Source organism: Streptomyces sp. ISL-94, assembly GCF_018614075.1.
Lineage (GTDB): Bacteria > Actinomycetota > Actinomycetes > Streptomycetales > Streptomycetaceae > Streptomyces.
On record NZ_JAGGOZ010000021.1, the window covers coordinates 54123 to 78543 of the forward strand.

The 24421-nt window shown below is 70.8% G+C and carries 21 protein-coding genes; 10 read left to right on the plus strand and 11 right to left on the minus strand.

All coding sequences use genetic code 11. From position 1 onward, the window contains the following. Genes J7E94_RS07645 through J7E94_RS07670 form a run of 7 tightly spaced genes read right to left on the minus strand, consistent with a single transcriptional unit; the run spans position 1 to position 6921 of the window. The gene (locus J7E94_RS07645) at positions 1 to 1560 is read right to left on the minus strand and encodes a type VI secretion protein (protein ID WP_215013496.1); all 1560 of its coding nucleotides are present in this window, start codon (positions 1558 to 1560) and stop codon (positions 1 to 3) included. Continuing rightward, the gene (locus J7E94_RS07650) at positions 1560 to 3080 is read right to left on the minus strand and encodes an SCO6880 family protein (protein ID WP_215013498.1); all 1521 of its coding nucleotides are present in this window, start codon (positions 3078 to 3080) and stop codon (positions 1560 to 1562) included. Before J7E94_RS07650 ends, J7E94_RS07645 begins: the two co-directional genes overlap by 1 nt. Before the next feature lies 1 nt (position 3081). Further along, positions 3082 to 4914: a hypothetical protein gene (locus J7E94_RS07655; protein ID WP_308344686.1), complete on the minus strand. Its 1833-nt coding sequence runs from the start codon at positions 4912 to 4914 to the stop codon at positions 3082 to 3084. 7 nt (positions 4915 to 4921) lie between these two features. Next, positions 4922 to 5146 carry a hypothetical protein gene (locus tag J7E94_RS34285; RefSeq protein ID WP_251056285.1) on the minus strand — a complete coding sequence of 75 codons (225 nt, stop codon included), beginning with the start codon at positions 5144 to 5146 and terminating at the stop codon, positions 4922 to 4924. Between the two features lie 29 nt (positions 5147 to 5175). After that, on the minus strand, positions 5176 to 5700 hold the full coding sequence (locus J7E94_RS07660; protein WP_251056286.1) for a hypothetical protein: 525 nt from the start codon (positions 5698 to 5700) through the stop codon (positions 5176 to 5178). Between the two features lie 2 nt (positions 5701 to 5702). After that, on the minus strand, positions 5703 to 6044 hold the full coding sequence (locus J7E94_RS07665; protein WP_215013502.1) for a hypothetical protein: 342 nt from the start codon (positions 6042 to 6044) through the stop codon (positions 5703 to 5705). Positions 6045 to 6060: 16 nt separating this feature from the next. Beyond that, complete coding sequence (locus J7E94_RS07670) at positions 6061 to 6921, minus strand: hypothetical protein (protein ID WP_308344687.1); 861 nt, start codon at positions 6919 to 6921, stop codon at positions 6061 to 6063. 319 nt (positions 6922 to 7240) lie between these two features. Between J7E94_RS07670 and J7E94_RS07675 the strand changes: the two genes are divergently transcribed. The 7 genes from J7E94_RS07675 (at position 7241) to J7E94_RS07705 (ending at position 12862) form a co-directional block, all read left to right on the plus strand. Beyond that, positions 7241 to 8338: an NlpC/P60 family protein gene (locus tag J7E94_RS07675; RefSeq protein ID WP_308344688.1), complete on the plus strand. Its 1098-nt coding sequence runs from the start codon at positions 7241 to 7243 to the stop codon at positions 8336 to 8338. Positions 8339 to 8364: 26 nt separating this feature from the next. Beyond that, positions 8365 to 8937, plus strand: a complete 573-nt coding sequence (locus tag J7E94_RS07680; RefSeq protein WP_215013508.1) for a hypothetical protein — start codon at positions 8365 to 8367, stop codon at positions 8935 to 8937. Between the two features lie 1363 nt (positions 8938 to 10300). Next, a complete protein-coding gene (locus J7E94_RS34290) occupies positions 10301 to 10837 on the plus strand; it encodes a hypothetical protein (protein WP_251056287.1) in 537 nt (178 codons plus the stop codon). A gap of 532 nt (positions 10838 to 11369) precedes the next feature. After that, positions 11370 to 11579: a hypothetical protein gene (locus J7E94_RS07690; RefSeq protein ID WP_215013510.1), complete on the plus strand. Its 210-nt coding sequence runs from the start codon at positions 11370 to 11372 to the stop codon at positions 11577 to 11579. Then, positions 11576 to 12079 carry a hypothetical protein gene (locus J7E94_RS07695; protein ID WP_215013512.1) on the plus strand — a complete coding sequence of 168 codons (504 nt, stop codon included), beginning with the start codon at positions 11576 to 11578 and terminating at the stop codon, positions 12077 to 12079. The genes J7E94_RS07690 and J7E94_RS07695 overlap by 4 nt, the downstream gene beginning before the upstream one ends. A gap of 62 nt (positions 12080 to 12141) precedes the next feature. Continuing rightward, a complete protein-coding gene (locus tag J7E94_RS07700; RefSeq protein WP_215013514.1) occupies positions 12142 to 12447 on the plus strand; it encodes a hypothetical protein in 306 nt (101 codons plus the stop codon). Then, positions 12434 to 12862, plus strand: a complete 429-nt coding sequence (locus J7E94_RS07705; RefSeq protein WP_215013516.1) for a hypothetical protein — start codon at positions 12434 to 12436, stop codon at positions 12860 to 12862. The genes J7E94_RS07700 and J7E94_RS07705 overlap by 14 nt, the downstream gene beginning before the upstream one ends. Here the strand turns inward: J7E94_RS07705 and J7E94_RS07710 are convergent. The 3 genes from J7E94_RS07710 to mobF all read right to left on the minus strand — a co-directional run bounded on the left by J7E94_RS07710 (position 12856) and on the right by mobF (position 18127). Beyond that, positions 12856 to 13623 (minus strand): hypothetical protein, encoded by a 768-nt coding sequence (locus J7E94_RS07710; RefSeq protein ID WP_215013518.1) that lies wholly within the window; start codon positions 13621 to 13623, stop codon positions 12856 to 12858. The genes J7E94_RS07705 and J7E94_RS07710 overlap by 7 nt on opposite strands. After that, positions 13620 to 14141, minus strand: a complete 522-nt coding sequence (locus tag J7E94_RS07715) for a SigE family RNA polymerase sigma factor (protein WP_215013520.1) — start codon at positions 14139 to 14141, stop codon at positions 13620 to 13622. The genes J7E94_RS07710 and J7E94_RS07715 overlap by 4 nt, the downstream gene beginning before the upstream one ends. 89 nt (positions 14142 to 14230) lie before the next feature. After that, positions 14231 to 18127, minus strand: a complete 3897-nt coding sequence (mobF, locus tag J7E94_RS07720) for a MobF family relaxase (RefSeq protein ID WP_215013522.1) — start codon at positions 18125 to 18127, stop codon at positions 14231 to 14233. A gap of 99 nt (positions 18128 to 18226) precedes the next feature. Between mobF and J7E94_RS07725 the strand changes: the two genes are divergently transcribed. The 3 genes from J7E94_RS07725 to J7E94_RS07735 all read left to right on the plus strand — a co-directional run bounded on the left by J7E94_RS07725 (position 18227) and on the right by J7E94_RS07735 (position 20245). Continuing rightward, positions 18227 to 18640 carry a hypothetical protein gene (locus J7E94_RS07725; protein WP_215013524.1) on the plus strand — a complete coding sequence of 138 codons (414 nt, stop codon included), beginning with the start codon at positions 18227 to 18229 and terminating at the stop codon, positions 18638 to 18640. Continuing rightward, the gene (locus J7E94_RS07730; RefSeq protein WP_215013526.1) at positions 18622 to 19032 is read left to right on the plus strand and encodes a hypothetical protein; all 411 of its coding nucleotides are present in this window, start codon (positions 18622 to 18624) and stop codon (positions 19030 to 19032) included. Before J7E94_RS07725 ends, J7E94_RS07730 begins: the two co-directional genes overlap by 19 nt. A 199-nt stretch (positions 19033 to 19231) precedes the next feature. Beyond that, entirely contained in the window at positions 19232 to 20245 is a 1014-nt protein-coding gene (locus tag J7E94_RS07735; protein ID WP_215013528.1) for a hypothetical protein, read from the plus strand. A 494-nt stretch (positions 20246 to 20739) separates the two neighbouring features. On the opposite strand, the gene J7E94_RS07740 is transcribed toward J7E94_RS07735, so the two are convergent. After that, entirely contained in the window at positions 20740 to 24315 is a 3576-nt protein-coding gene (locus tag J7E94_RS07740; protein ID WP_215013530.1) for a hypothetical protein, read from the minus strand. Positions 24316 to 24421 lie beyond the last annotated feature (106 nt).

The window sequence follows — 24421 nt, forward strand, 5'->3', positions numbered from 1 at the left end:
TCAGATCACCATCTTCTCGTCGGTCTCGAAGAGGCGTTCCTCGGTGCGGGAGAGCACGAGCTGGACGGCGTGGGAGCCGCCGCCGCGGCCGACCTTCCACAGGGCGCGGCCGCGCTGGCCGGCTCCCCAGGAGCCGATGAGGGCGCATTCGGAGTCGGTGAGTCCAATGGCCTCGCGGGTGATCTGGAGGGGCCGGGTGTCCTGGGCGAGCTGGATGCGGGTCTCGCAGGAGGCGATGAGGTCGCGGGCGATGGCGACGGCCTCGGAGCCCGCCGCGCCGACGGACTCGAAGTCGGAGAGGCGGTGGGTGGCCAGGACCTGGATGGTGCCCGTCGCCCTGCTGAGCCTGAGGTCGGCGTCGATCTTCTTGACCATGGTGGCGCCGCCGGAGCGCATCTGCCGCCACAGCTCGTCGCGTACGACGATCCACGGCTTCTGTCCGGGCTGGTCGATGGCGGACTGCGCCCAGCTCGATACGCAGGACAGCACCATGGCGACGGTCTCGTCGCCGTACTCCTGCAGGGCGGAGATGTCGACGGACTGGAGCGGGGCGTCCCAGTCCAGGTCGATCGAGGTGGCCTCGTCGAAGAGACCGCCGAGGTGGCCGGTGACCATGCCGCCCAGCGCGGAGCGGATGGAGGCCATCTGCTCGCGGGCCCGCTGGACTTCTCCGTCGCGGATGCGCAACTCGCGGGCCATGACGTCGGTGGGGTCGCGCAGCCGGTCGTAGACGAGGGGGAGGGTGGGCACGGCGAAGCGGGAGGTGCCGGTGCCGTGGAGCTCGCCGGTGACCTCGCGTACGGCGACGTCGAGGGCTTCTTCCTCCTGGGGGAGCAGGGTGCGGCGCAGCTGGAGTTCGAGCAGTGCCTTCAGCAGGGTCAGGCGGCGCCGGTGGATCTCGGTCAGGCGGGACTTGAGCTCGGCCGGGTCCTTGATGAGGTCCAAACCCGCGCCGAGCGGGCCCGCGTCCAGCGGGTTGAGGCGGCCGGGCAGGCCGGGGCCGAGGCGTACCGGCTCGACGCCGAGGTGGCGGCACAGGGCCTGGTACTCGCCCTTGACGTCTCCGGCGATCAGCGTGCGGTGCCCGAACGCCATCAGTCGCAGCGACAAGGCCTTGACGTGCGCGCTCTTACCCGACCCGGGGATGCCGGTGATCATCACGTTGGGGTTGGTGCACAGTCCTTCTTTCACCCAGACCGCGGGGTGGGCGCTGAAGGCCTCCGTGGTCAGGACGTTGCGGCCGATGTACGCGCCGATGGGCGGCAGGCTTGCCGCGTGCAGGAACGGGTAGAGGCCGGCGGCGTTCGCGGTGTCCGCGCGTACGACTTCGGTGCGCGGCACGGCGGCGGCGCGGCCGGCGAACGGCTGGCTCCAGCCTTTCCTGGGGGCCACCCGCATCGAGGTCGCCGGGTCTTCCAGAAGGCGGGAGCGGCGCAGTTCGCGGGCGGTGCGCTGGGGCGGGATCGGCAGGGGCGGGCGGTCGGCGACGCCGGCCGCCTCGTCGATGCTGATGGCGTCGAGGAGGGTGTCGCCCGCCGGGCGGCGGGAGAAGAGGCCCATCAGAATCCCATCCGTCGGTCGGGCAGGCCCTGGCCGAGGGGGAGGGCGCCGGTGGCGAAGCCGGTGTCCTGGGCGCCCCACATGCGCCGCACCTCCAGCCCGGAGGCGGCGGCGTCGGCCTGGAGCTCGGCGCAGGCCGTCTCCAGCTCGTCGAGTTCGGTGACGGTCACGGTGAGGACGGCCGTCATCCGCATGACGCCCTGGCCGGAGGCGCGGGCGGCGTCCTGCTGACGGGCGATGGCCTCCTCGCGGCGCTCGTCCTCACTCTCGTCGCGACCGGACTTCGCGCGCAGGTGGCGGGCGGAACTCCGCTTGGCCTTGTCGCGGGCCAGCTCCTGGCGGGCGCGGCGGGGTCCGATCGGCTCGTAGAGCAGGCTCATGGCGCGGCGGGCGTTCTGCCGGGGCCGCATCAGGGGCTGAAGGATCGTTGCGTAGACCTCGGCCTGGGGCCAGGTGCGGACCTGGTAGGACACCGACCAGGCGCCGTCGTGCCGGTAGACGCCCCAGGCCGTCTCGGTGGCGGCGGGGCCGGCGAGGTCGGGGTCGACGCCGGGCGCGGTACCGGTCCAGCCGGGGGCCTGGGCGGCCGCGTTGCGGGTGGCGAGGGCCTGCTGGGCCTCGGGGTCGTACGCGGTGCGCACGGTCTGGGCCACCTTGCGGGGCGGCAGCCACTCAACGACCTGGAGGCTGGCCGTCGACAGGCCCTGGCCCATCGCGTGCAGTTCGCGTACGAGGACGGCCGCGGCGCCGACCTGCCCGCCGCCAGCACCCTTGATGGCGAGGCGGGCCCGGGCGGCGGAGAGGGTCACCGTCAGGTACGTCTCGCGCGAGGCGGCGGCCGGGCCGGCGCCGTCCATCAGCTCGGTCAGCGCCGTCACGGCGGCGGCCGGCGCGTCCGCGGTGACGTGGCGGGCGGTCCAGGAGGCGAGGGCGGCGCCGTCGTCGGGCAGGCACCGCTGGTGCACGGCGATCCGTACGACGGGGGAGTCCTCGGTGCAGTAGCTGCGCAGGAACTGCGCCCAGGTGGCCACGCGGGCGGTCTGCTTGTCGGTGTCGACGAGGGCCAGGCCGGGGAAGGTGATGCGGGCGATGGCGCTGTAGGTACCGGCCACGGGGTCGTGGACGACGCCGAGCTGGCCGCCGAGCCCGTCGGGGGCTTCCAGGATCCGCAGGCGGGCCAGGACGCCGGGCAGGTCCATGGGCTGGCGGCCGGTGTCGGCGGAGCGCGGGGCGAAGGCGCCGGAGAAGAAGAGGTTGCGTCGGGTAGCCACGGAGATCTGGTGCCTTACTGCGAGAGAGATCCATTCGTCGGCGCTGAGGCCTGCCACCCGCCCGAAGGCGAGGGCGAGCAGGAGCAGTGCGATGGGCACGCATACGAACGCTGCCTGCCAGCCGACGTTGAATGGCATGAGCGCGAGCAGGGAGGCGGCGGCGACCATCGCGAAGCCGGGCCCGGACAGGCGGCCCATGAAGCCGGTCGTCTCGGACTGCCAGCCGCCGTAGGAAATGGGCTGGGACACGTCATCCCTCCGTTCGATGGGCTGGGGAGGGTCGCGGGCCGGGGTCCGCTGCCTCGGTCGGTGCTCCGACCGCAGCGGGCGCGGAGGACGGCTGCCTGCGGGGCGGGATGACCACATGGCGGCCGCCGGCCCCACCCTGGTCGAGACCGGCGTTGGCGGCCGCGCTGCCCAGCCCGGACTCCAGGGAGTCCTTACCGACCGCCGCGACCTGCAGGCCGAAGGCCGCCATGGTCAGCGCCCGGCCGCCGAAGCGGCCTGCGGATCTCCCGGCGCCGCCTGCCCCGGCCGTGCCGGAGGGCGAGGGAGCCGCGGAGGTCGTTGTGTTCTCCGATTCAAGGGCCTTGGTGTAGCCAGGGCCGCCGCCGACCGAGCCGGCGCCGCTGGGCTCCGGGCGGTAGCCACCGGTCATGGAGGAGGCGGAGGACCCCGCAGAACTCAGCCATCCCGAGGCCATGGCGGCGCCCGAGCCGTTGGTCGTGAACGTCATGAACTTCGCCAGGGCCGGCCAGCACAGCGCGGCCGCGAGGAACATGACGAAGCCGACGAGCATGTTCTGCATGCCCTGCCCTTCGGTCATGGCGAAGACGCCAATGGAGAAGCAGGCCACGATCGCGGGCTTCATCAGGACCAGGGAGATGAAGGCGTTGCGGGCCTTGGGCCACCATTCGGCGGTGGCATCGGAGAGCTGCCCCGCCAGGGTGATCGGCATCGTCGCGAGGATGAGCATGATGCCGACCTGGCGCATCAGGATCTCCACCCACAGGGCCGCGATGACCAGGATGCAGACGATGCCGACGACGATGACGACGCCGACCGCGGAGGCGGCCACCCCCTCACCGGCGACGAGCGCGCCTCCGGCGGTGGCGGCGCCACCGCCCCCGGTAATCAGCCCGCCGAAGAGGGTGCCGAGCCTCTCCTGCATAGCCTGCGTCGCCGCGATACTGCCCTCGCCGCCGCCCTTGAAGGTCTTGTTGATGATCCACGTCGACACCTCGTCGGACCAGGTGAGCGCGGTTTGGGCCCCACCCCAGTAGACGGAGGAGATCACGGCCCACTTCGCAAGGCCCGTCAGCGCAGTCGCAGCCGGTCCGCCGTTGTGACTGATGGCCACCTTCCCGAACTGGATCAGCAGCAGGAACACGGCCAGGACCGCCGACAGGGAGGTCATCATCAACGTGAACTTGTTGATGCCGACGTCGTCCAACTTGATGCTGGAGTTCGCGTTGAAGAGCGTCGCGAACTCCTTCAGCAGCCAGACGACACCGTTCCCGATGTAGATGGCGGCTTCCTTCAACGCGTTGGAGGCGAACTCGGAGAACTTCTTCCCAACCCACTCCAGCGGCCCCGTGGAGGGCACGCCGTACTCCTCCTCCCCCTCCTTCTGGCACACGCTGAACGGACGGCCGTCGCGCACGACGCAGTCGGTGATGAACTGGTTGAGGGGCTCGAAGTTCTTCCACTGCTTGTCGGGGAAGTCCTTGCGCCACCGCTCAAGGCGGCGGATCTCGGCCTCCTTCTGCTCCTGCGGGTTGCACTCCGCGGCGCCTGTGCCGTCCGCGCCTTCGCAGATCTTGGTCCGGCCGGGGAATGGCGGATCGCCGGGCCCGGGAAGGCGGCAGATGGAACGGTCGTCGATCTGGTCGACCAGGCAGTACTTGTCGCGGGCATCAAGCCCGACGGTGAACTGGTCCCAGTCTTTCGGGATGGGGTCGGGCGGCCCTACCAAGGCGTGGTACTTTGGATCGTCGGCGGCCACAGCGATCGAGAGGGCGGCTCCGGCGCTGAGGAAGGAGAGCAGCGCGCAGAGCAGGACGACGGCGCGAGTTGCGCGCACGAAGCGGTCAGTTCGCATGGCGGACCTGGACCCAGCCGTCGCTCCAGGCGTACGGGCTGGTGGGCTCGTAGGCGACCGGGAAGTCGCCCAACTTGTCGTACTTGTCGGTGAACTTCCAGGCACCGTCCTCCCATTTCACGACGAACGAAATGGTGGCGCCGCGAAGCGGATCCTCGTCCGTGCCGCCCTTGGGGCCGCTGGCGAAGCGGTCGTAGGACAGCCAGATCTGCATGACGTCGCCAGCAGGCAGCCCGGGCGCCTTCAGCGTCTACCCCGGGCGGCGTGGACGGCGGTCGTGAAGGAGACATCGGCCGGGAGTCCGCCCGACGGGGCCAAACCGAGCGCTTCGCGCATCTTGCGGATCTCGGAGACCTGCTTGTCGACGTATCCGGGCGCATCCTTCGACACCACTGCGGTGAGCTGCTGGGCGGCCTTCTCGTCGTCGAGCCAGGCGAATTCCTCCCAGAAGTAGACGGCGGCCGAGATCCCGCCGCTGGGAGAGCCGGGGAAACCGATAGCCACACCGTTCTGGTGGCCCGTGGGCTTACGCAGGCTGATCTTCTGGGCCCGCTCCGGTGTCATCGGGCTGTCCGTCGTGGTGCCGCCGGTCGGCACGGGGGTGCTGGCGGACGGGCTGGCGCCCGCCTGCGGGCCACCCTTGGCGTCGTTCCGCATCAGCGTGGCCGCCGCGAACCCGCCCGCAACCAGGAGTGCGGCCACCGCGACGACGATCGCGGCGAGTACGAGGCGGGCCCTGCGGGCCTGGAGCCCGGTTGAAGAATCCATGCTCACGCGCTCGTCATGGTGAAGACGGCCAGGACCAGCGAGGATGTCAGCCCGATGCCGCCGGCACCGATGAGGCTCCACAGCACGCTCTGCTTGCCGCGGGCGGCCAGGGCCGCGCGCTCGGTGTTGTGGCCGATCGCGACCAGGGCCCATCCGGCGAGGCCGCCGAGGACCGCGAGGGCCAGGCCGCCGCCGGCGGTCCAGGCCAAGATCGTCTGGACCGGGGTGTTGACCGCGGTCGGCAGCGTCGGGTTGAAGTCGGGTACCGGGCCGACGCCGTCGGCCAGGACGACCAGGCCCGGGTCGCTCGCGAGGGTGTGCAGGGTCGTCAGGAGCTGGCTCATTTTGGGTGATTCCTCGTCAGACAGCAGTAACTACAACGGCAGGGAGGGGAAAGGGCTGAGGAGCGTCAGGCAGCGGATCGCCGAAGGATGCGTCGGCGCTGGCGAGCACGGCAGTGGCCAGCTCACGGGCTGCATGACGGGTGCGCGTACGGATCCGGGCCGGCTGAGCCTGGAGCCCGTGTGCGCGGATGTCCGCATCGTGGGGCAGATGGACGACGGCAGCCGTTCGGGCGGAGAGCATCGTGGCCGCGGCCCGGGCCACAGCGGGCGCCCGACCATCCGATCCGGCGACCAGGACGACGACCGTGCGATGCAACGGCAGTCCTTCGGCGTGCAGGACCATCACGGCCTGCTGCAGAGCCTGTATGCCGTCCGCGGTGGCCTGGGCGCACAGCACCGGGACGGCGAAGGGGAGTTCGCACCAGGCGCCAGTCAGGCTCGGTGCATTCGAGCAGCGGGCGGCGAGGAGGTCGTGAGCGACCGGGTGAGCGGTGTCGGCGACCACGGCCTGCCATCCGCCTGCGGCTGCCAGCTGGTACCAGGCGGCGGGTTGGCTGGGCAGGGCCAGCGGGACGGCACTCCATTCGCGTCCGTCCGTCAGGACCGACCAGTGGCCTTGGGGGGCTCGCCGCACAGCAGCAGCAGAGCGGATCCGCGCCCGGCTCAACGGCAGGTCGGGCGGCAGGGAGGCGAGGCCGCCCCGCTGCCCGCCGCCGCTCCATGCCGGCCAGGGGGAGGCAAGCCGGGGAGCCAGGTCAAGGACGACCGTCTCGGCGGCAGGTGCCAGCTCGTCAGCAAGGAGGTGGGCGACGGTGGATCGCGCGCTCCCGCCTCCCGCAGCCATGACCGGAATGACGAGGCGCGCGGCCGTCGACACCCCTAAGAACGTCAGATTGTCCTTTTTACCCATGAATCCCCCCGCACACGCCTCGCAAAGCCATCGCTAATGTGAATTTCATATCGAAGGCACATCGAAGGCGAAACGCATCGGCACCTTACACCGGCCATTTCCTGATTGCCCGAGGGATATACAACACCCTTCCTGAAAGCAGAAATGGCATAGTGTCACGATCTGCCACGGGTTCCCACACGGGATTACACCGGCCATTTTGGCTGAATGATTTCTTCGTGGGAGCAAATCAGCGGGACGGCCGAGAGGGATCGGAGTGGGGGCGAAGAGGTGGCTGGGGATCGCTGTGGCTGGAGCAGCAGCGACTCCGCTGGCCCTGGGGGTGGGCGTCGCCATGCTCGTCGCCGCGCTCGCGGAAGACGAAAGCACCGTCCGCAACGTCGGTTCATGGCCGACAGCAGGCTCGTTGAGGATCGGCGGAAGTGACGGGGTACCGGCCGAGTACGCGCCGCTGATCCTCGCCGCCGCCGCCACGTGCAGCGAAGGGCTGCCACCGGCCGTCCTGGCTGCCCAGATCTGGGCGGAGTCGAACTTCGACCCCACCGCGATCTCTTACGAGGACCCCGAGACGAAGACGAGACCCATCGCGTTCGGGATCTCCCAGTTCATTCCCGGCACGTGGGCGGTCAAAGGGATCGACGGAGACGGCGACGGTGACCGCGACGTCATGGACCCCAAGGACGCCATCCCGAGCCAAGGCTCCATGATGTGCGGTCTGCTGAAGGACGCGAAGGGGCATCCCGACTATGCGGGCAGCCCGATCGAACTGGCCCTCGCCGGGTACAACGCGGGCTTCGGTGCGGTGGAGCGCTTCCGCGGAGTGCCACCGATCGGGTTCGCCCAGGGGCAGACCTACAACTACGTCAAGGCGATCCTGGCGCAGTCGGTGAAGTACACCGCGCCCGCGGGCGGCGGCGGCCCCGTCGACCTCCCTGCCGGCTTCGAACTACCGCCCGACACCCCGCCCCAGGTACGCACCGCCGTGGCTTGGGCGCTAGCCCAGAAGGGCGGCTGGTACCAGCTCGGCGGTGACTGCACCGACGCCCTCGGGTGGAACCCCCAGCACTGGTGCGACTGCTCCTCGCTCATGCAGCAGGCGTACAAGGCTGCGGGCATCACCATCCCCCGGGTCACCTTCGACCAGATCGACCTGCCCCTTCAGGTCAGCTTGGACGACCCGAAGCCGGGCGACCTCGTCTTCAACGCCGGCTCCGACGGCTCGGCCGCCAGCCCCGGGCACGTCGGCATGTACATCGGATCGGGCCTGCTGATCGAGTCCCCGCGGACCGGAGTCCGCACGCGGATCGTCCCGTACAGCAGCTGGCGCAACTCCACGAACTACATGACCCGCGCGACGGGGATCCGCAGGGTGGTGAGCTGGTGACGGCCGACACGAGCACGGGAAATGCGATGCACAGCGAACCTCTCTTCCGCCCCTGGGGCATCGTCGACCCGGCCTTCTGGACCGGCAGCGACGAGGTCGCAGGCAGCCCCCTTCCTGACCTCACCGAGCAGCTGGCCGATATCCGGTCGACTGCTTCGGACGACCTCGCCCGCGCGAACACTCTGGCGGAGGACCTCGACGCGCGGATCACAGCCGCGCACGGCGAGGCACACGCCGACACAGTCCGCGTCCGCGAGGTCCGCGCCTACCTGGCACACCTGACGGGGCACCATGGCACCGCGGTGGCCTGGTACCTCCACGTCGTCCGCCTACACGCCGTCCTCCACGGCCCGGAACACCCGGAGACCGCTCTCGCTGTCCGGCGCGCGTACAGCATGTGGAAGGCCTTGCCGGCACCGGACGCGACCCGCCTGGCCGACGACCTGCTCGAGGCCTTCACCGAGCTACGGGGCGCAGGACAACAGGCGTCCCTCCGTATGCGGAAACATCTTGAACAGCTCCGGCAGCCCGGCGCCGACGCTGCTCTTGCCGCGCCTACGATCCGGCTACGGGCTCGGCCGCGCGAGCGCGGGGAGTAGCAGATGTCACCCGTATCGGTGCGGAGCAGCATCGGTTCATCCCCACGGGTGGGGGAGCCGCCGACAAGCTCACTGCCCCGTCCAGGGCAGCTCCATCCCCGCCGCGGGGAGGCAGAGCCCGTCGGCGCTGGGTCATTCCGGGTCCATCCCCGCATGCGCAGGGAGCCGCTTGCGGCGGTCGTCGCGCAGGTCCGCGATGTGGCTTCGTCCCCGCGTGCGCGGGGAGGAACTCCATACGGCATCGCTCGAAGTCCGCAGCATGGGTTCATCCCCGCGTGCATGGGAGCAGGATGACCGCCTGTTCACCACGTACGGCGCGGTGGGTTCATCCCCGCGTGCGCGGGGAGCAGCTAATTCCGGCGGTGTGGATGCCGGCGAGGCCGGGTTCATCCCCGCATGCGCGGGGAGCAGTAGCCCTGCAGGCACTGGTTCCCGTAGTACGAGGGTTCATCCCCGCGTGCGCGGGGAGCAGGACGAGACCTCGGCGTGCAGCCTGTACTCCCGGGGTTCATCCGCGCGTGCGCGGGGAGCAGATCCGCGACCTGCTTCCGGAGATGGGCCAAGGGGGTTCATCCCCGCGTGCGCGGGGAGCAGCCGATCTCGGCCACGGCGGCCTGTCGGCCTCGGGGTTCATCCCCGCGTGCGCGGGGAGCAGGTCTGCGACTGAGTTGAGGCGTGGGCAGCCCAGGGTTCATCCCCGCGTGCGCGGGGAGCAGGTTCGGTGACTTCGTCGCCGTGGACGACGTGACGGTTCATCCCCGCGTGCGCGGGGAGCAGGCTTACTGACCTGCCACTTTAGGTGAGCAGATGGACGCTCTGAAGTAGTTTCACCTGAACCGACATTTCCGACGTTCATGTCCAGCCTGTCACGAGGCCCTCTCCCGCAGGTGTGCGTGCTTGCTCTCGATCCAGTTAGTCGCGAGCCCCAATCGACCGCTCGCCCGGCTCCGGTAGAAGAACCCATCCACCCCTGTCGGAACATCAGCCACAGAAGGTGCGCCCAGTCGATAGCCGCACGCGGCATGCGGCGTACGGGCGCTACTCCGCACCACAGAGGACCTCAACCACTGTGCTGCTTGTCTCCAGAGGCAGCCACGGCCGACCGAAAATGGCATCGTTCCCCCCGGGCGGGGTGCCTTCTTCTGCCGGACTACCCACTTGGTGAGCGTGCGCACTGCAGAGGCTGCACGCTCGACGGCCTCGGCGTACACCGCTCACCGGCCAGCCCTGCGGTCCGTTCGGCACAAGGGCCGGGAGGTGAGAGGCAGCACTCCCGAAGGCTTCGTTTCGTCTCCTGCCCTCATGGGGACTGCCAAGATGGGACAGAGCTACGCGCACGCATCTGCGCTTTCGGGAGGACGAGTTGACCGCTCCAGAGGCCAAGGGGCCCAAGGTCCCGCCGTCATACCCGCCGAAGACGCCGCCCCCGCAGAAGAAGCCGGTGGAGGCTCCCAGACCGCAGCCGGCCACGAAGCCGACGACCCAGCTGAGCCTGCCCCGGCCGCGGATGCACATCCGGAACCGGCAGACCGCGGCCCTGACCTACCGGGCGGACCAGTGGGCCGCGAAGAAGGCCGCCGAACAAGCCCTGACGACGGTACGCGGCTGGGGCTACCCGGGGCTGGACGAGCCGGATCTGCGGGCCGCCGTACGGTTCCTGGTCGACGCCGCCGTACGGGACGGCGGACGCCGCGTCAGCGTGCACCTCGGCGACCAGGCGGACAAGATCCTCGTGGTCGCGCTCAGCCACCAGGCCGGATCCCTCCCCGAGGGGAACGTCTTCGCCGAGCTCCAGGCACTGGCCACCGTGGAGAGCTGCGGCGACGACCTCGCCGACGACGGCCGCCGCGTCTGGGCCGTCCTCAACACCGCACCCCGGCGCCGGAAGCCCGCCGCGTAGCAGTACCCCTGTGACCAGCACCCGCGGCCAACCCGGACTCAGGGCAGACCCACGGTCGCGGCGACCGCCCGTCGAGCGGCAGGGTTCTGCCGGCCGATTGCGCCGAGCAGTTGCGTAAGGAGCCCACCGAGGTAGACGAGGAGGTGGCCCGGCTGGAGGCCCCGGAGGTCGTGTTCGCCAGTACGCCGAGGCGACGGATGGTGGCGGGCGGGCGATCCGGCGCCGGAACCCGGTTCGGTGGAGCCGGATCCGCCGGTGGTGGCATCGTCGGGAGCCGACATCGATCCGGCCCTGGTTGAGCCCTCCATAGAGGGCTCCGTGACCACAGCGGTGTTCGGATGCGAGGGCGAGATCGACCAGCGTCCGCGCCGGTCCGTCCGGGCACAACAAGGCGGTGCTGGACGCCTCCGCGCACCAGGCGATCGCCCGGGAACAGAAGTGGGTCACCACCAAACCGGTACAGGCGCCGCCCCGCGACCTGCCCCGGGCACACGTCCCAGCTGCTGACCGGGCGCCGCCCGGGAATGCGCCGGTGAGCCCGCCCCTTTCCCACGGCTGGGCGTCGGACAAGAGCGTCCAGCAGGCCGTGGACGCGGTGAACAACGACCCCAAGCTGCGGGCCGACCTCCTGGCCAAGGCCAAGTCGGCCAAGGAACACATGGACACCCACAACTGGGGCAACTCGCAGAACCGTTCCTCGGAGATGCAGGCCCTGATCGACAAACTGGAGAATTGGCCGTGACCGGCATCGAATTCCTCGCCTCCTTCATCACGACCGGGCGCCTGCACGGCATCGGCATCGGTTCCACCCTCGGCGAGGTCGACCGCGCCCTCCAGCACCGCTGCGTCGATGTCGTCGGCGAGGGCGGCGCCTCGCTGCGCCGCGACTACGGGTTCGTCGAGTTCTACTTCAACCCCGGGAAGGAGTGGGTGATGTCCGGCGGGTCGATCGAGCTGCACCGCCTCGCAAACGCCCCCGAGCTGGCGGCGCGGTGGGGCGGGAGCACGGGCGTCGAGTTCACCCCGTACACCGCCTGGGCGGACGTACAGGAAGCGCTCTCCGACGTCCCTCCGGTCCCGGAGTTCACCCTCACCGACCAGGGCGGCTTCCTGGAGTACCGGGCGGAGACGTCCTGTGTCTCCGTCCTCGTTGTGGACGACGAGGAGGAGGAAAGGGGCTACCACGCGGGGCACGGGGACGTGTGGAGCGTCAGCCTGTGGGCGCCCGTACGGGCGAACTGACGCCAGCGCCCACGCGAGGTCAAGGTGCCCGTGCCAGCCGAGCGGCGTGGGCACCACTGACTGTGACCATCAAGACGCCTGACGCCTGGCGCCTGTCCCGCCTCACAAATCCGGCGCACCACCTGACCACCCCATACTCCGACCCCGACCTCGACCCGCCGTCCCCTGCTACCCGTCGGCTGCTCACCGAGTGCCTGGATCTGGTCACCGATCCGCTGATCTACGACGTGGAGGACCAGGATCCGGCCGCCCTGGCTCGGCTGCGGGCCGCCGACGAGGCCCTGCGCGATCAGCGCGAGGACCGGCACCGCGCCGACGCCCTGACCGCGCTGATCGCCAACCTGGTGGACACCTATGGGAACTGGTGACGGGCCGGCCATCACGATGAAACTGGCATGCGACGGCGGCTGGCGCGCGACGGTGACGGACGACCCGCTGCACATCACCCCCCGCTTCACCGGCGACGCCTCCGTTGACGTTGCGCGCTACGCGGATGCGAGGGAGCGTGAGCGGTTCCTCGCGGACACCTTCGGCAGCCCGGAGCGGCTGTGGGACGCGCCTGACATCCTCCGGTTCGACAAGGACAGCCGAGCCCTGGCCGGGGCACAGTTCCACTGGCCGGAAGAGTCCGCCTCCGCCGAGGAAGCCGCCCGCCTTCCCCTTGCGCCCGCGGTACGCCCGGGCGGGCTCCGTGCTGATACCTCTGCGTCGGCGGGTACTTTGCTTAACGGCGGACGGCGGTTCCCCCGAGCCCTGCCGGGCTCGGGGGAACCGCCTCAGTGAGGGAGCGGGGCGCGCACCACGAGCGGCGGTACGTTCGGCGCAGGCTGTGCGGCAGGCGTCTCGACCGGCTGCTGCAGCACGACGACCACCTCGTAGCCCGCTGGGTCGCTCCACACTTCGGACCATGACGACGACGGGCAGAGCGCGTTGCGCTCGCCGAGTTGCTGGACGCTCGGGCTTCCCGGTTCGAGGTCGACGGGATGCCCCGCCATGTCGACGCCCTGCGGCGAGAGGTCCCCGGGCGGGTTGAGCATCGGCCCCCCGCCCCGGATGACGCCGTCCTTGAGGTAGAGCACTTCGATGCTTGCCGGTGGTGTGGAGACGACGGTGCGCCGCGTGTCGGAACGAAGGGAGACCGCGATCTCGGGGCCGGCCTGGCTGCTCGTCCGCCGGACGGAGCTGATCTCCAGGGTCAGACCGTCGCGCGTCGAGGCCGCTCCCGGAAGGTCGGGGCTCTGGCCGCACACGTACGGGCCGGGTGCCGGAGTGCCGGATGTGCCCGCCGAGGGGGAGGCACTCACGGGGCCGGTGCTCGGTCCGGATCCGGCGGCGTCGACGGCCCGCGAAGGACCCCCGTTCCACTGCAGGACGCCGAAGGTCCCTGCGGCCGCCAGCGCCAGAACAGCGCCTCCCTGGACCGTGAAGCGAGCCGTCCGGCGCCGGCGCACCCTGCCCGCCACACGGCCGATGTCGATGTTCGGCGTTCCGGCGAGTTCCGCCGTGGCGGACAACTGCTCGCGAAGGTCTTCCGGTCCCATCATGACCTCGTGTCTCCCTCAACCTCGGTGCGCGGTGTGTCGAGGGCTGCGCCCAGCCGGGCCAGCGCGTCGCTGAGGTGGCCTTTGACCGTGCCTTCGCTGCAGCTCAGCTGGCTCGCGATGGCGGGCACGGTGCAGTCTTCGTAGTAGCGCAGGACCACACAGGCGCGTTGCCGTGGCGACAGCCCCTTCAGAGCGGCGAGGAGGTCGATCCGCAGCCCCACACCCTCGCTGTGTTCCGCCACCGCCGTCGGCTGAGCCAGCCGCGGCGTCGCTGTCACGAACCGGGCACGTCGGCGGTGCTGATCGACGAAATAGTTCAGCATGGTGCGCCGCACGTAGGCCTCGGCGTCCCCCATGTCCCAGGACGAACGGGGCTGTGCGAAGACCCTGACCAGGGCTTCCTGGACGAGGTCGGCGGCCTCCGCGCGGTCGCCGCACAGCAGGAAGCCGTAGCGGTTCAAGGCGGAGCCGCGGACCTGGACCAGCTCGGTGAGCAGTAGCGACCACTTCTTCGCCATTCGGCTTCGACCCCCTCATGTGATGACACGAACGACGGGACTGTTTCGTTGGGGGCCCTGCTCGGCGAATTTTCGCGGCGCCGAGGTTCCTACGGTCGCGGCGGTGGAGTCCCTCGGCCCACCCCGGTCCCGGGGACGGTGGGTACTGGACGCTGTGGAACGTCGGAGGGCCGGCTCGGTGGCTGCTCCTGCTGTCCCCGCAGAGCGGCCGCGCGCTCGTCGGTTTCACGGGCGTGGCTGACGGGGGCCGCGGAGCGCATCTCCTCGCGCAGGGCGGCCTCCTTCCCGAGTTCGGCCGCGGTCGCGCGGTGCCGCATGGCGACCGAACGCTGGGCTGCCGCACTGCCTCGTAGCTGCTGGACGTCCTCGGCGAGGCGGGTGTCGAGGCGGTCGGCCAGGACCGGGACGCGCTGCCGCACCGCCTCCAAGAGGATGGCCATGGCTTGGACGTCCTTGGGCGGGGTGGCGGCTCCACCCGGCGCGAGCAGGGAGATGTGCGGGTAGGCGTTGAGGGTCTGCCAGCCTTCACGCAGGGCCTGAGCGGAGGCGCTGGAGGCCCGCTGGGCCTCGTCGATCGCGGCCGTGAGCTGCTGCTGGTACTGAGCGGTGAGCGCCAGCGTTTCCCTCCGGCTGGTGCCGGCCAGGCGGAGAGCCACCCGGCTCTTCTGGGCGGACTGCTCAATCCGCTCCAGAATCCGGCTCATCGACTCGACGTGTCGCTCGGCGGCCGCCTGGCGTGCTCCTTCCTCCCGCGCACGGTGCGTCCAAGTGCCAGCGCGGGACAGGACCTCGTACGCTTCGGCGGCCAGCGCCCCGCCCGGGGTGATGGCGGCGTCGAGCCTGTTCTGCTGTTCGCCGGCCCGGCGCTCGTACCCGGCGGCGAGGTCCTCGGCGCGCTGCGCGGCGGCGGTCTCGTCGGCGGCCCGGGCGGCCAGGTGCTGCGCGGGCAGGTGTCCGTACGGGCGCTGTTGCCACGGGGTGCAGGCGGGTTCTTGCCGGGCGAGGATCCGGGGGGCCGGAACGCGGCTGAGTTCGTCGGTGACCATGACGTCCTCGGCGTCGGCCCCGAGCCGGCGGCCGTACGCGGCGACGGCGCGGTCCAGGCGGTCGGCGTCGGTACGGACCGGCCCGCGGGCGGCCCGGGTGGGGTGGTCCTCCAACTCGTCGAGCGGCAGGAAGAGGTGGCTCTCCTGCCGGGCCCGCGACATGGCCGGGTAGAGGCTGTGGGAGTCGGCGTGCAGGCCGTAGGCGAGGGCGACCTCTGCGGTCAGACCCTGTGCCGAGCCGATCGTCATCGCGTAGGCGTGGGTGAGGCGGCCCTGGGCGATGTCGCGGGCGGACATCCACGCCTCGTGCATCGCGAATCCGCCCGTGGGCCGGGGGCGGCGCCACTGGACGAGAACGCCCTGCTGCGCGTCCACCTCCAGGACGACGCCGCGGAAGCCGTTGAGGACGTCGGCCGCGGACACGTCCCGGCGCGATCGGTAGTCGTTGCGGCGGATGTGGACCAGGTCCCCGGCCGCGAACGCGATCCGGCCTCCGCCCGCGACCGCGTACGTACGTCCCTGCTCCAGCTCGCCGCAGGCGACGAGCACGGCGCGGGCGCCGGCGTTGAGGGCCGCGACGTCTGCGCGGCGGGCGGCAAGCAGCAGGAGTTCGGAGACCTGGCCGTGGGGGTCGCCGGTCCAGCGGGTCCGGGCTTCGTTCCAGGCGCCGAGCATGGAGGTCAGGGTCTCGGTGGCGGTGTCCTCGGCGTGCACGCGGCCGTGGGCGGCGAAGGCGGCGAGCGCGCTGGTGCGGGCCCCGGCCCGCCAGTCCTGCAGGGCAGCCCGCTCCACGACATCGCGCTGGCGGCGGTTCTCGGTGAGCTCCAGGCCGCCGACGATGCGGTGGACACGGGCGAAACCGCCGCCGATGCCGACCGCGCGGAGCTGGAGCGGGTCGCCGACCGCGACCACCTTGGTGCCGGTGTCGGCCGCGTGCCGCAGGAGCGCGGCGAGCGCACGGTCGTCGACCATCGCGGCCTCGTCGATGACCAGGACGCCGACCCCGTGCAGGCCCCGACTACCGCTGATCTCCCGGGTCCAGGCGGCAATGGTCTGGGACTCGATCCCGGCTTCGGCGGCCAGGTTGGCGGCGGCGACGGCCGCGGTGGAGGCGCCGACCACGCGCAGTCCGGCGGCTTCCCAGCCGGTGCGGGCGGCCTGCATCAGGGTGGTCTTGCCCGCGCCGGCGACGCCGATGACCGCATCGACCGCGTGACCGGCCGTCAGCAGCCGCATGACGACGGCGCGCTGCTCGGCGCTGAAGACGAAGGGGCGGTCATCGCCGGAATCAGCGACCTCGACGGCAGCGAGCGTCATCTCGGCGGCCTCGGCTGTCAGCCGGGCCAGCTGCCGGTCGAGGCCGGCCGTGGCGCACTCGATCACGGCCTGCTCGGCGGCCACGACCGTGGTGTGCGTGTACCGCTGCCGGTGGGTGTGGTGGCCGCGGTTGGAGTCGGCCAGGCGGACCGCGTGGCCGCCGACCGCGAGGACTTCGTCGGTCAGCACGCTCAGCTGCTCCACCGACAGGAGGTAGGGCAGCGTCTTCGCGACGGCCGCCATCACATGCGTGTGGGAGACCGTCTTACGGGACGCGGTCAGACCGTACTCGGCATCCCAGATCTGCGCCGCGATCTCGGCCGGGCCGGGCATCCGCGGGCCCCCGCCGGCGGACAGCGGCGGCGCCGAGCCGTCCGGTCCGGGCAGCGCGGCCGCGACCATCGCGTCGACGGCCGCCTCGCCACCGAGGACGACCGCCGCCCGGGTGCGCCAGGCTTCCCTCGGCGCGCCCGGACCAGCGTCCTCCTTGGCTTCCGCGCTCTTGCGGGCGGCCGCCTTCTGCTGCGCCCGTGACGCACCCTCGCCCACGAGGTCGATGACCTGCTGGTGGCGCCGGGAGAACGCCTCGCGAAGTCCTTCGTCGACTCCGGCGAGCTCCCAGGCCCCCGTGGTCGCGGAGCGTTCGAAGCGGGCCCCGTATGTCTCCATGAGGCGGGCCCGGAGCCGCCCTTCGGCGATCTCGTTGACCAGGTGGGCGTAGCGGTGCAGGTCCTCGCCGCCGCCCGCGATGGTGCGCCACTTGCCGTCCGCGCACTTCGCCATGTGCGCGATGTTCACGTGGACGTGCAGGTGCGGGTCGCCGGGCGAGCCGTCCACCGGGCGGGCGGAGCGGTGCAGGGTCGTCCAGCCGATCAGCCCGGAGGTCTCCACCCGCTCGGCCTGCCGCCCGTCCCCGTGGTGGCCGGCCATCCCGTACGCGGCCCACTCCTCCAGCGCCTGGACGGCCTCGGTGACGGACGCCAGCCAGTCGGCCTCGATCCGCGCGGCGAGCTCGGCGCCGGCCAGCCCGTAGGCGGCGGAGATGCTCTTCGGGAGATCAAGGGTGATGTCCACGCCGCGCAGCCCGACATCGACACGGTGCCGCATCCACTTCCGGGCCTCGCCCACCGCGTCCGCGCCGTACAGCTCGTCGAGGTCCAGCCCGGCGGCCGCGGCCAGGCGCTCGGCGTCGGCCAGCGGCAGCAGGTGGGTCTCCCCGTCGCGCAGGATCCCGCGCTCGGCCCGGTCGAACCGCTTCGCCAGCGCGGCCCGGCGCAAGTAGTCCGAGACGGACTTCCCGGCCGCGGCCGCCGCCTCGCAGACAGCGTCCACGAGCACGCGCGCGGTGACCTTCCCCCGCGGATCGAGCGCCTTCTTCCGGGCGACCAACTGCTCGCCGCTACGCCAGTCCCGACCGTCCATCAGCGCACGGGCGGCATCAGGATCAACCCGCTCGCCGGCGACGAGACCGAGCTCTACGAGGCCGCTGCCGAGCCACCGCAGGGCACTCTCCCCGGCGAGGCGGTACTCGACCTGAGCGTCCTGCGCCTGGTCGCACCCGCAGTCCTCGCTCAGCCGGTATTCGACCTGCTCGGGGGCGTAGATGGGCGTCGCGTACCCCACCTTCCCACCCCCTCATCCGGCACCGGCCTCATCACGATCCATGATCGTGTATTGAAGATACCTGGAGTGCTAACGAGATTGGTAACGGGATTGGAACCATTGGTCCTTGTCGTCGGACGACGTCACAATGTCAGCGATGTCGTGCGCAGGCTGGATGTCAGCAGGATGCTCAGGGTTATGACAATGGGGCGCGGAGTCGGTGTCAGTAGGTTCTGGCTCGGGGAGCATTCGAAGGCTGTAGAGCACGTTGTCGTGGAAGCGGTCGATGATGTCACCGCGGGCGACGATCTCGGCGGCGGCGAGGTCTTCGAGGGCCTGGCGCTGAGCGGCGTCGTTGGTGTCGATTCCGCCGGCGACCCGACGCGAAGGAGGTCCTCGGCCTCGGCGGGCTGGATGGGGCCGCGGATGTCCGGCCTGTGGGTGTCCGGCTACTCAAGGGGAAGTGAGTACGTGAGCTCTGGCCCGGTGCCGGAGCTGGCCGGGACGCTTGGGCCATGCGCCAGAAGCCACTGAGCCCCGCTTCCTTTCTGTTGGTGTTCCTCGTTCCGGTTGCCGCATGGGCCGCCTGGCTGGGCTGGGATCAGCATCGTGACGTGCACCCCGACGGTTCGGTGACGGGCCCGTACGAGGCGTGGCAGGTGATCGGGCTGGTGCTGACCCTGCTGGCACCGGTGTACTGGGCCGCTTCCCGGCGCCACGTCGCGGGCGCCGCACTCGGCACCACGGCCGGTGTGACCGTCTCCGCCTACTACGACTGGTCGGACGACTCCAGCGGCCTCTTCCTGATCGGCGTGGGCCTGGTCATGACGACAAGCCTCGTGGCGACCTTCGCCCTCTCCACCCTGATCGCCTCCGTGACACGGGACGGCCGCCGTGGAGGATCTGCCCAAAGGCGTGGAGCATGACGCGGACGGTGCGGCCTCTTCTTGCTCGTCGACACCATTCTTCCGTAGCGGCAGGTGCTCTCGTCGCCGAGCAACAGGCGCTCTCGCAACGTACGTATAAGACCAGGCCTGCCTATCGCTGTTGCCCGCCCCCCTCATCGGCGGTGCATACTCCGCTCATCGAGGCGGCAACGCAAACACGCGGGACGACAGGAACAACGTGCTCATACTCATATCCATAGGCTCACTCGCGGCCCTCGGCTGGCTCCGCTACGGCCTGCTGCCTCTGCGTCCGTTGAACACTCGACTGCCGGGACCCGATCCCCTGCTGCAGCGAACCCTGAAAGATGTCAGCCACGGCGAATGGACGTCGGCGGCGCAGCTCCTGACCGATGCCGGCAAGGACTGGGATCGCCGCGCCTACTACGTACAGCATCTGTCCCACTCGGCTGCTCATGACGGTGACGCGTGGCTGCGCGCGTGGAATGCAGCTCGCCCCGAGGACTCCGATGCGGCATTGGTCAGCGCGTGTGCCCGTGTCGAGCACGCGTGGAAGACGCGCGGCGCACTGCGCGCGAGCGCGACGTCCAGCGAACAGTTCGAGGCATTCCACCGCGAACTGCTCGGCGCCCGGGATGATCTCGCGCGGGTCGCGGCGATGAACCCCGAGGACCCGACTCCCCTCGCCAAGGAGATCTGGGTCGCACTCGGACTCGGGTATCCCATGGACACGATGCGCTCGCTGTGGGACCAGGTGACCGAGCGGGCGCCCCACGTCTACTCGGCGCATCACGGCGCCCTGCAGTTCATGTGCAAGAAGTGGCGTGGCTCCCACATCCAGGCCAAGGAGTTCGCCACTCAGGCCGCGCACGATGCGCCGCTGGGCAGCCTACTCAAGGTGCTGCCGCTGAACGCGTGGTACGAGGAGCACGAGGTCTTCACGGAGGAACGCCTCATGCCCGAGTCCTTCCGCAGCCCGCATCTCATTGGCCTGGTCAACGCAGCGCTGGAGGATGCCGCCGCGGCCGAGGGCCACCCTGAACTGCCAGTGGCTCGCCATGTGCTCGCCTACTTCCTGCTCCGCCAGGGCCGCTACAGGGAATCCGTGGCCCAGTTCCGTCATGTAGACGGTTACGCGCACGGACTTCCCTGGCGATATCAGCCGCTTCCAAGGCTTTCCTACCGCTCCCATCGCACGCGAGCGATGTGGGGAGCCCTGCTCCTGCGCCGCTGATCCACGTCGGCGCCGAGCGCGGCGGACACTCCGCGGAAGAGGGCCTGCCCTGCCCTGTCCTGGGCCAGTAGGGCCGCTCCCGTTCGGGCACGCGCCCCGACAGCCAGCACGGACGTCGGCTGAGCCACGGGCGCTGACAGAACCCTGCGCCTCACTGACATTTACTCTGCGCCCTACAGATGCTGCCGTTGGCTCGGGTCGCCGACTTTTGTCCGCGGACAAAAGTCGGCGACCCGAGCCAACGGCAGCTGACGTCCGGACACTCGTATCCCGAGTCCTGCACTTGTCACTCGCAGATGCGTGACCTTGTCACCTTCGTAGGCGTGGGGGAGCAGCCCGGGGCGCCCCGGCAACGCTCATGGGGGCATCCCCGCGTGGGCGGGGAGCAGATCGCGCAGACGTGCGCGATGAGTTTGCCCATGGAGTCATCCCCGCATGCGCACAGTGCCTTGCGGCTGAGGGCATCGGCTCAGGAGTACAAAACCGCGGCGGGGTCAGTCGGACCTGGTGCCTCCCACTGCGCGAGCGTGGACCACCCCGATGTCCCGGACGCGGGCGACCGCTTCAGGTTCCACCTGAGCCAGGACCGGCAGGGCGTGGTACCAGCCCACGGTGTCCAGGCTCCAGTGGAGGAACCCGGTGGCCGCCCGCCTGTCGGCTGGTGCGTGCGAGGTGACGTCCAGGGCCAGGTTCTGGATGGTGCGGTTGAAGGGATCAGTCTGGGACGGGTCGATCCCGGGGACCGGGCGGACTGGGACCCGGGCGAGGTGCCCCGCCACCGCGGTGAGCGCGACCGCGCGGGTCCGTGGGTTCGTGGGCCTCTCGGCCACCCGCCTTGCCGCTTCGATGTCGCCCCTCGCCGTGTGGACCACCGCGAGGCCAGCCGTTGGGAAGTGCTCGGGCCCACGGTTCGCCATGTCGCGGGTCAGCCAGTCCACCTGCCAGCCGGGGTCCTCCCCCGCGCCGATCCGCAGGAGGGCATGCACGAGGACGGTGTCGGGCTGCCAGGTTTCCGGACTCTTATCCGCGTAGGCGAGCCCCTCCTCCATCACCTCCTGGATACGTACCTCGTACGAATGTCCGGCGCCGGACACAGCGGGAAGGAGTTCGGCGAAGCGGGCCAGCAGGGCGGACACCCCTCGAGGCGACTTCCGGCCGGCATACAGATCGTCGATGAGAGGGAGCAGCAGCTCGCCCGACATCTGCGGGTCGCACTTCGCGCGTTCTGCCGCCACGGCGATGCGAGCCAGCCGGTCTGCTCTCCTCCACGCTGCCCTTTTGCTGCGGTCCGCGGGCATCGCGTGCTTGCGAATGAGGTACAGCGCAGCCGCGCCTTCCCCCTCCCCCGCGCACGCCAGCGCCTGCGCGGCATGCGCCCACGCGCCGTCGTGTTGGCCCGGGCTTCCGTCGGGAGCAGACCGGGCGACGGCTTGGGCAGCCCAGTACGCGTGCCTGCGCGCATCGCGGGCCAGACCGAGGTCTGCGTAAGCCAGGGCTACAGAGGCGTGCGCTCGCGCCCGGTCGGCCGCGTCCTGCCACAGGTCGATCAGTTCCTCGACGTCTTCTGCTGCATTGATACGTACGAGTGCTCCGGCCAGGCCGGGGAGCCACAAGGGGGCGCGGCCCGTACCCACACCGGCCATCGGCAGGAGAGCCAAGGCCTCGTCCAGGCAGCCTTTCGCTTCGTCGTCCCTGCCGAGGCCCGCCAGTTGGAAGGCTTCGCCGGCCAGCCTCTCGGCGTCGTCGTCTTCTTCGTCCTCGTCCAGCAGTTCGGAGCTGTCTACCGGTTCTCCCGGAAGTGCCTGTTCCACCCGGTCCAGGAGACGGCGGACCTGTTCCGGTGGCGTCCCGGTGTCGGTAAGTGCCTGCGAGAACCGGGCGAGGGTGTGGCGGAAGCCGAACTCCACGTGGAAGGCGTCTGCTGCCGACATCGGCGTGGTGCTGCCCAGGAGCACCGACTCGACGTGCCGACAGGCCATGCCCACGAGGTGCGCGGCGTCGCCCGGCCGGCCCTGGGCCAACGCCGAGGCTGCGGCGGCCAGAACAGAGACATGCTGCAAGGTGGGCGCCGCCTCCCACACACCACGGACGTGGTCCAGGACCTGGGAGTGGATCCGGTCCAGCCGGTCGGGGGCCACGCCCGCGACGGTTTCCCAGATCTGGAGGGCAATGGCACTGCCGTCCCCCCGCTCCTCGGCCAGGTCTGCGGCCTCTTCCTCCAGATCGTCCAGCAGTTCGGCCGCGGACTCCGGACGGTGCGGTGCCAGCAGCTGGGCTGCCTCCGCCCATGCTTCGTACCGCGCCGTACTCGACCCACGGGTCGAGCGGAGCAGTTCCAGGCCGGCCTGCACCTGCCCCGTTGCCAGCAGGGCGAGTGCGGCCTGCCCCGCAGCCGCCTCCGTCTCGTCGGTGGCGTACCCGAGGCGTCCTGCCTCGCGAAGGGCAGTTCGCGCCCACTCCCCCGCCTCCCGCGCTGTTTCCCCGGCCTGTTCGTGTGCGGAGTCCCCCAGGACGCGGGCCACATCGGCCAGGCTCACTGCCCTTGCCGCGGCCTGCGGAGCCGCACTCGCCAGTGCCCTGGCCCGCCTGACATCACCACTCCGGGCCACCGTCCGCGCGACCGAGCGCGGCAGGGACCGCGCGTGCAGGAGCAGCGACTCCCGCGAGACAGCCGCCCCTGCCGGGATGACCAGTCCCGGCGGTGTGCGGCCGGCATCGGGCGAAGCGACCAGCGCGAGGTCGGAGAGAGCGACGTCCGGTCCGGAGCGTTGGACGAGACGGAGCTGGCGCCGCGGGTCGAGGACCAGGTCCGCCAACCGATCGGCGTTGCCGCTGCGCTGCGTCAGCCGGGTGTAGCCGGTGAGCAGGTAGTTCGGCGTGTCCTCGGGCCAGCCCTCGTCGCGGTAGCCGTCCGCCCAGGCGTGCAGGCTCTGTTCGTACGTATCGAGTGCGGCTTTGCCAAGGGCTTCGTCCGCAGCCAGATTCAGTTCCTCGTGGGCAAGGACGAACGTCTGCCGACCGGCTGCGGCATCGGCATCAGCTGCTGCTCGCGCGCCCAGCGCGAGGCGGTCGATCTCAGTGGGCGCCATGCTGCGGCCGACGACGCTACGGAGGCTCTTCTGCACCTCGTACGGCGTGACGCCGACGAGTTCGGCCATGTCCGCACCGGTGAGAGCGCCCTGGGCGGCGACGAGCAGGCCGAGAAGCCGCCTGCCGACGAGCGGGTCGTCCAGCAGGGCCGCGAGTTCCCGCAGGGCCGTGTCCCGGATGACACGGGCGGCAGGCGAGTCGATCAGCCGGCGGACGATGCCGGGATCTCGGAGCGGATGGCCGTCGGCTACGTCCGGCGGGACCTGCGGGTGGGGACGTCCGGACACGATGACGCGCATGCCGTGCGGGGGCTCCTTGGGCAGGAGCGCGGCGATGCTCCAATGAGCCGGGGCGGCGTCCGCGTCCTCGTCGAGGCCGTCGACGATCAGCACCAGCCGCCTGCCGAGTGACGCACTGGCCCGCGCGGCGGCTTCGTACAGCTTGGGCAGGCGATCCGGCCGCCCGCGTTCGGCAGCCGGGATCTTCCGGCGGGCCACTGAGGCGAGCTGGTCGCTGACCGCCAGGACGAAGTCCTCGCATCGGTTGGTACCCAGGCGCCCGGCGATGAAGTGGTGTACGACGTCGACCCCGGCCGGAAGGCGGCGGTCCGCGAACCAGGCGAACAGACCGGTCTTGCCGGCCCAGGCGCCTGCCTGCCACCACACGTACGACGGGCTACCGTCCGGGGCCGCGACGAAGGCCGCCAGCTCGGCCAGCTCCTCGTCCCGGCCGACGAACTCGTGCGGGAGGACGTTCTGGAGGGCATGGGACGGCACTCCGAACAGGCGGCCGGGCGAGGCGGCATGGATCCGGCGGCCGCGGCCTCCCTGTCCGCTCTTCCTGACGGCCTGGGCCGCGATGAGCCGGGCCCGCCAGGTTTCCGTGCCCGTCCGCCGGTGGTCTGGAGACCCCTGGGCTGCCCGGGCTTCCAGGAAGGGGATCAACACCTTCAGGACGTAGCGGACGTGCTGTGGCTTCATGGGCACCGATCCGCCCGCACCCCATTCGCTGAGGCTGGAGGTGCTCACCTTGAACCCGTGCGGCGCGCCAAGGCCGATGAGATCGTTAAGAGTGAACGCCTCGCCC